Raw genomic sequence first — 6499 nt, 5'->3', positions numbered from 1 at the left:
AGTGGCGGCGGGGAGGCACGGTGGCCATTATTCGGTGACCGGGATTGGTCAAAATCGTTTGACTATTAGCGGCTAAAATCGCCCGGCGCTAACACCGTGGTGGACGATGCGGTCGATCACGGCGGCGGCCATCTGGTCGTCCCCGAACACCGACCCCCACCTGCTGAACTCCAGATTCGTGGTGATCACCACCGACTGTCTCTCGTATGCGTCGGCGAAGACCTGGAAGAGCAGCCTCGCCCCGTCCGCGTCGAGCGGGAGGAACCCGAGCTCGTCGATGACGAGCAGGCGGGCCTTGCCGATAAGCGCGGCCTCCCGGTCGAGCCTCCCGTCGTCGCGGGCGCGCCTCAGGCGCATCACGAGCGAGGACGCCGTGAAGAAGCGCGCCTCGAGCCTCCTCTCGCACGCCAGCGCGCAGAGGGCCGACGCCATGTGCGTCTTGCCGGTGCCGACGTCGCCCATGAGCACGAGGTCCTCCCTGCGCCCGACGAAGTCGAGCGCGAGCAGCGACTCGCGCCCCATGCCCTCCGGCCACGACACGGCCGACCAGTCGTAGCCGTCGAAGGTCTTGGGCGCCGGCAGCGCGCAGCGCCTGAGCAGCGTCGCGCGCTTCGAGGCCTCGCGGCTGGACCTCTCCGCCTCGAGGTAGCCCGCCAGGTACTCCACCTGTTTCGGGGTGCCGAGCCTCGACCACTCCTCCAGGACGGCGGTGGTGAGCGAGCACGACCGCCCGGCCTCCACGACCCTGCGGGCCAGCTCCTCGCTAGCTGCCATCGGCGACCGCCCCCTTCAGGAACCCGTCGTAGACCGACAGGTCGGCCCCGCCGGCCCCGCCGCCGCCTCCCGCGATGCGTCTCGCCAGCACGTCGACCGTGGCGTCGTCGGGGACGCGGCCGCCCTCGACGACCCTGAGCGCCGCCTCGCATGCCGCCTCGAAACCCGAGGACTCGCTCGCCCGGCCGATCGACCTGAGCGTGCGCCTCCTGCCGGCGGAGTCCATCCGGTCGATCCCCTCGACGAGCCCCGGTGTTAGCGCTAATCTAAAATTGACCACTTTCGCAAACGCATCTCGCCGAATGCGCTAACGCGCTTTCGCCGACCCCGCTAACGTACTTTCACCAACTGCGCTAACGGAACTATGCTCCGATCGGGTATCCGACCCGGGAGGAGCGGGATATGGAGCGAAACGTAATGGGAGAGCTGAACGTCTACAGGGGGTCCGGCGCGAAGCCGAACTTCAGCGAGATCGCGAGGAGGCACGGCATGGACCGGCACACGGTCGCCAAGTACTGGCGGGAGGGCGAGTCCGCCGCCGACGGGAGGTCCGCGAGGGGCAGCGCCTTCGACCCGCTCGAGGAGGTGATCCGCGCGAAGGCCCAGCTGCCCGGGATGACCAAGATGGCAGTCTACGCGTTCCTGCGCGAGGGCCGCGGGGAGGGGCTGCCCGGGTACGGCGCCTTCACCGCGTGGTGCCGGGCCCGCGACGTGCCCTTCGGGGGCGCGGGCGGCCGCGAGCCGCACCCGCGGTTCGAGACGCCCCCGGGCAGGCAGCTGCAGTTCGACTGGAAGGAGGGCATGAGGCTCGTCGACTCGGAGGGCGAGGTCTTCGAGTTCAGCGTGTTCACCGCGACGCTCGGCTACTCCCGGAAGCACCGCTTCATACCGGTCAGTGTTAGCGTCAATATAATTTTCACCATTTCCACCAACGCATTTTCGCCAATCGCGCCAACGCGGATACGCCGGATTCGCCAACGCGGATGTGCCGCTTTCGGCGCCTAGGCGCCCTCCTCCTTCCCGTCCTCACCGCCGATGGACACGTCCTTCAGGCGGTACGACCGGCCCGTTATCTTGATCATCGCGCAGTGGTGGCACAGCCTGTCGGCGACCGCCGAGGCCGTGACGTTGCTGCCGAACACGTCGCCCCACCTGCCGACCGGCACGTTGGTCGTGACGATCGTCGACCGCTTGAGCGCGTAGCGCCTGTTCACCAGCTGGAACAGCAGGTCGGCGCCCTCCTTCCCGATATCGAGGTAGCCCAGCTCGTCTATTATCAGCAGGCTGCAGTGCTCGTAGAACCGCATCCTGCGCGCCAGCGCCTCCTTCGCCGAGGCGTGCTTGAGGTCCTCGACCAGCCTCGAGCAGTCGGCGAAGTACACCTGCTTGCGGGCCATCACCGCCTCGTGGCCTATGGCTATCGACAGGTGGGTCTTGCCGACGCCCGGGCTGCCGACGAGAACGACGTTGTCGCCGCGGTCGACGAACTCGAGCGTGGCCAGCTGCTCGACCAGCCCGCGGGGCACGCTCGGCTGGAAACCCCAGTCGAAGTCGGCCAGCGTCTTTATGTAGGGGAAGTTGGCCATCCTCGTGCGGCGCTCGTCGTCGGCGCGCCGCTTGAGGGCTATCTGGGCGTCGGTGAGCTCGAGCATGGCGTCGACCAGGCTCTTCCTCCCGTCGGCGACGAGCCTGACGTACTCGGGCACCGACGACGCCATGCCCTCGAGCCCCAGCTCCTCGAGATTGGCCGCCAAGCGGTTGAGCGGGCTGGCCTGCACCGCGGCGCTCACAGCGAGCCCCCTATCGAGTCGAGCAGCCCGAGGTTGGCGGCGGCGGCCGCCTCGATGTCGCCGGCGGCGTCGCCGAACCAGCGCTTCCCGGCCATGGCCTCGGCGTAGTGCGCCGGGTCGTAGGCCGGCCCGCCCGCCACGTGCGTCGCCACCAGCTCGCCGCCGACGTAGCAGTCCATCGCGCCGCCGGGCATGCAGACGATGCGGGCGGGCCTGCCGATGCAGCGCCTGGGCACCGACATGGGCTCGCCGTGCGCGCTGACCGGCATCGTGGCCGGCACCCTGGCCACGCGCACCACGTCGCCCATCGCCTCCTCGAGGGCGCGGAGGTTGCCGACGGGCAGCAGCGCGTCCTTCTCCTCCATGAACAGCGCGGAGGGCGGCAGCCCCGTGGTCTCGTTGGGCTCGGAGTTGCTGGCGTCCTCGATCCGCGCGATGATCTCGTCGATGTCGTCCCAGCCGTCGAAGTCGCCCTGGTAGGCCGCGAGCCGCGACAGGAAGCGGTTCGACGACTCGACCTTGCCCTTGGTCTGGGGGCTGCGCGGGCGGCACAGCTTCAGCTCGAAGCCGGCGGCCTTGGCGAACTCGTATGCGCGCTGGACCTTGAGGCGCCTGCCGCCCTTGACCGTCACCAGGGCGGACATGTTGTCCGTGACCCACTCGCGGGGCACGCCGCCGAGCCTCGCGATCGTGGCGTACATGCACCTGACCAGGTCGTCGGTCGTCCTGGTCCCCGACCGGATGAATATGTGCCTGCGGGAATGGCCCAGCGTCGCCGCGAACACGTTGAACTCGAACAGCTCGCCGTCGCGGTTCGCCATCCTGACCGACTCCTTCCAGTCGAACTGCAGCTGCAGCCCGGGCGGCGTCTCGAAGCGCGGGTGCGGTTCCGGGCCGACGGAGGCCCCGACGGCGATACCGTTCTTGCGCATGAACTGGGTGAAGGCGTTGTAGCCGGCCAGGTTCTCGCCGGGATACCTGTGCAGCAGCCACTCGTGGATGCCCTTCTTGGTGACCCCCGGCAGCTGCGCCTTGGCGGCCACCTCCTCGATGTGCGCGTCGAAGGAGCCCGCCCTGTCGGCGCGCCCGTCGCGGGGCCGGCCGCCCTCGGCCCTCCAGTACGCCGCCACGGTGTGCCTGTCCTTGCCGCAGCGCTTCGCTATGTCGCTGAAGTTGGGCTTTATGCCCGCTTCCCTGTACATGTCCAACTCTCCGATCAGGTTCTTCTCCGCCACGGCCGCTCCTCCCGAAAGCATCGTTCGCTTGTCGGTCGAAGCGTAAGCCCCGGCGTTGGTGGAAATGGTGAAAATGCGTTGGCGTGATTGGGGAAATTGCGTTGGCGGAATCGGCTAAAGTGCGATGGCGAAATTGGTTGTTTTTACAGTAGCGCTAACAGTCAGGAGCCGCACGCTCGACGACCTGCTGTCCTGCCTGCTCGCCACCTTCACCCGCCTCGGCGGCGTCCCGGAGGAGTGCATCACGGACAACATGTCGTGCCTGGTGACCGTCTCGGGCCGCAGGAGGACCAGGCAGGAGAGGGCGTGGCGGTTCGCGCGGGAGGCCGGCTTCGAGCTCAGACTCTGCGCGCCGCGCTCGCCGCAGACCAAGGGCAAGGACGAGTCGGCCAACCGCTTCCTGAACCGCCTGCTCGCCTACGGCGGCGAGTTCACCGGGTGGAGCGGCCTCGCCGAGGCGGTGGCCCGGGTCGAGGCCCAGGCCAACTCGGAGCCGAACCGCACCACCGGCCTGCCGCCCGACGCGCTGTTCATGCGGGAGAAGGAGAGCCTGCGGCCCATCGGGAACCTCCGGCTCCTCGAGTCGATGGTGGGCGACGTGAGCGTCCAGACCGTCCCGCCGACCATGCTCGTCAGGGCCGCCGGCAGGGAGTGGTCCGTGCCCAGGCGCTGCATCGGCCGGCGCGTGAGCGTCATAGCGATGCCCGGCGGCCAGGTCGTTGTGAGGATGGCCGGCGAGGAGGTCGCCGTCCACGACGCCGCGTCCGGGCCGTCGAGGCCCATCAACTACGACCCCGACCACTATGGGCAGGCCCTCGAGGGGAAGCGGGGCCTGGCCGACGCGGACATCGCCGAGGCCGCGCGCGCCAACCTCGCGCTGCTCGACTCGCTCGGAGGGGCGTGATGGGCGCCGTCGCGGAGGGCAGCCCCTCGATCAGGGCGCAGGCGAACCTCTCCGCGCTCGGGCTGCACGAGATGGCGGCGTCCCTGCCCGACTACGTGAGGATGGTCGCCGCGGGCGAGCGGGGCTTCGCCTCCGCCCTCGAGGAGATGACGCGCGTCGAGGTCGCCGCCCGGGAGGTCAGGATCACCAACCAGCGCATACGTTCGTCGGGGTTCCCCTACGTCAAGGGGCTGGCGGACTTCGACTGGGACTTCCAGCCGTCGGTCCCGCGCGCAGAGATCGAGGAGCTCGCGACCCTGAGGTTCGTCGAGCGGGCCGAGAACGTCCTGTTCGTGGGGAGCCCCGGCGTGGGCAAGACGCACCTCGCCGTCGCGCTGGGCATCGAGGCCGTCAGGGCGGGGCGCGAGGTCAGGTTCGTGGACTGCGCCCGGCTCGTCGAGGACCTGGAGGACGCCTCGTCGCGCGGCATCCTCAAGAAGAGGCTCAAGTACTACGCCCACTCGAGGCTGCTGATCATCGACGAGCTCGGCTACCTCGACGTCGGCAGCGCGGGCGCGGACCTGCTGTTCCAGCTGATATCGACGCGCTACGAGCAGCGCTCGACGATCATCACCACCAACGTGGGGATCAGCGGCTGGGGCAGGGTGTTCGGGGACGACGTGGCGGCGAGCGCGATCGCGGACAGGGTGTGCCACCACTGCCACCTGGTCAAGATAACCGGCAGGTCCTACAGGCTGAAGGACCTGCCGAGGGACGGCCCCGTCAAGCCGTGACCGGAATCGGTGAAAATACGTTAGCGCAACCGGTGAAACCGCCTTTGCGCGAACGGCGCGCCTGTTTAGCGAAACTGGTGAAAAATAGATTGACGCTAACACCCGGCGGCATGTCGCGCCTGATCGTCGACTCCCCGAAGGCCCTCGGCCTGGCGATGATGGCGGGCACGAGCGAGAGGGGGTTCCGGACCGCGGGGCCCTCCCCGAAGGCCCTGGGGAGGACGGCGACCCGGCGGCCGCGGTCGGCGAGGATCTCCACCGTCGACGCGCGCATGCCGACGAGCAGGCTCCGCCCGTGCCAGGCGGGCCCGGCGACGTACTCGCGCCCGTCGGCCTCGACGTAGCCGCGCTTGTCGGCGCGGGCGGTGACCCACCTCACCGCGTCGAACTCCACGCCGGGAAGGGCGCGCATGGCGGCGAGGTCCTCCCGGTAGGCCTCCCCGTGCGGCCTGCCGTCGCGGCAGCGCGCCGCCGCGTTGACCCTCGCGCACCCCTCGGCGAGGAACGCGTTGAGCTCGGGGAGCGCGCCGAACGCAGGCACGGGGACGAGGAGGTTGCGCCGGAGGAACCCCACGGCGTTCTCGACGGAGCCCTTCTCGTTTCCCAAATAGGGGTTGCAGTACCGGCTCTCGAAGCGGTAGTGGGCTCTGAACTGCGAGAACAGCCTCGATTCCGTGACCTCGCCGCGTACCATCCTGCCCGCCTCGGTGGCGTTGTCGACCACCATCGCCGCCGGGGCGCGGCCCCAGCGGCGGAAGATCTCGAGCAGCCCGGCGCACAGGCACTCCGACCTCTGCGACATGAGGGCGACGCACTGCCGGTCGTTCGAGTGCGGAAGCGTCGCGACCAGCAGCTTGAGGTCGAGGGTCCTCCCGCCGACCGCGGCGCGGAAGTTCCCGAAATCGACCTGGCAGGTGCCGGGCGCCCACTCGAGCTCGAGGTACCCCTCTCCGCCCGCCGCCGCCCGGGCGAGCCTGAGCTCGCGGACGAACCTCTGCACGGTGGAGTAAGAGCCGCCGTAGC

At 69.3% G+C, this 6499-nt stretch carries 8 protein-coding genes; 3 read left to right on the top strand and 5 right to left on the bottom strand.

Features of this window, described 5'->3' with window-relative positions; translation table 11 throughout:
• Window positions 1-72: 72 nt before the first annotated feature.
• Window positions 73-774 (bottom strand): IS21-like element helper ATPase IstB, encoded by a 702-nt coding sequence (istB, locus tag LK493_RS09930; RefSeq protein WP_227790911.1) that lies wholly within the window; start codon window positions 772-774, stop codon window positions 73-75.
• Window positions 764-1000: a hypothetical protein gene (locus tag LK493_RS09925; protein ID WP_227790910.1), complete on the bottom strand. Its 237-nt coding sequence runs from the start codon at window positions 998-1000 to the stop codon at window positions 764-766. The genes istB (LK493_RS09930) and LK493_RS09925 overlap by 11 nt, the downstream gene beginning before the upstream one ends.
• A 176-nt stretch (window positions 1001-1176) precedes the next feature.
• On the opposite strand from LK493_RS09925, the gene LK493_RS09920 reads away from it, so the two are divergent.
• Complete coding sequence (locus LK493_RS09920; RefSeq protein ID WP_227790909.1) at window positions 1177-1779, top strand: hypothetical protein; 603 nt, start codon at window positions 1177-1179, stop codon at window positions 1777-1779.
• Here the strand turns inward: LK493_RS09920 and istB (LK493_RS09915) are convergent.
• Window positions 1776-2564, bottom strand: a complete 789-nt coding sequence (istB, locus tag LK493_RS09915) for an IS21-like element helper ATPase IstB (RefSeq protein ID WP_055285406.1) — start codon at window positions 2562-2564, stop codon at window positions 1776-1778. The two genes, LK493_RS09920 and istB (LK493_RS09915), sit on opposite strands and share 4 nt — an antisense overlap.
• The gene (gene istA / locus LK493_RS09910) at window positions 2561-3799 is read right to left on the bottom strand and encodes an IS21 family transposase (RefSeq protein WP_227790908.1); all 1239 of its coding nucleotides are present in this window, start codon (window positions 3797-3799) and stop codon (window positions 2561-2563) included. The genes istB (LK493_RS09915) and istA (LK493_RS09910) overlap by 4 nt, the downstream gene beginning before the upstream one ends.
• Window positions 3800-3923: 124 nt before the next feature.
• Between istA (LK493_RS09910) and LK493_RS09905 the strand changes: the two genes are divergently transcribed.
• Together LK493_RS09905 and istB (LK493_RS09900) are read left to right on the top strand one after the other, a co-directional pair.
• The gene (locus tag LK493_RS09905) at window positions 3924-4703 is read left to right on the top strand and encodes a Mu transposase domain-containing protein (RefSeq protein ID WP_227790907.1); all 780 of its coding nucleotides are present in this window, start codon (window positions 3924-3926) and stop codon (window positions 4701-4703) included.
• Window positions 4703-5476 (top strand): IS21-like element helper ATPase IstB, encoded by a 774-nt coding sequence (gene istB, locus LK493_RS09900; RefSeq protein ID WP_139913201.1) that lies wholly within the window; start codon window positions 4703-4705, stop codon window positions 5474-5476. The genes LK493_RS09905 and istB (LK493_RS09900) overlap by 1 nt, the downstream gene beginning before the upstream one ends.
• Here istB (LK493_RS09900) and istA (LK493_RS09895) read toward each other — a convergent pair.
• Window positions 5466-6499, bottom strand: a 1034-nt coding sequence (istA, locus tag LK493_RS09895) for an IS21 family transposase (protein ID WP_227790906.1), incomplete at its 5' end; no start/stop codon positions are given. The genes istB (LK493_RS09900) and istA (LK493_RS09895) overlap by 11 nt on opposite strands.

This window comes from Collinsella aerofaciens (genome assembly GCF_020709435.1).
Taxonomy (GTDB): Bacteria; Actinomycetota; Coriobacteriia; order Coriobacteriales; family Coriobacteriaceae; genus Collinsella; species Collinsella aerofaciens_AU.
Note: the sequence above shows the minus strand (reverse complement) of the source record. Positions and strands in the feature narration are given on the sequence as shown.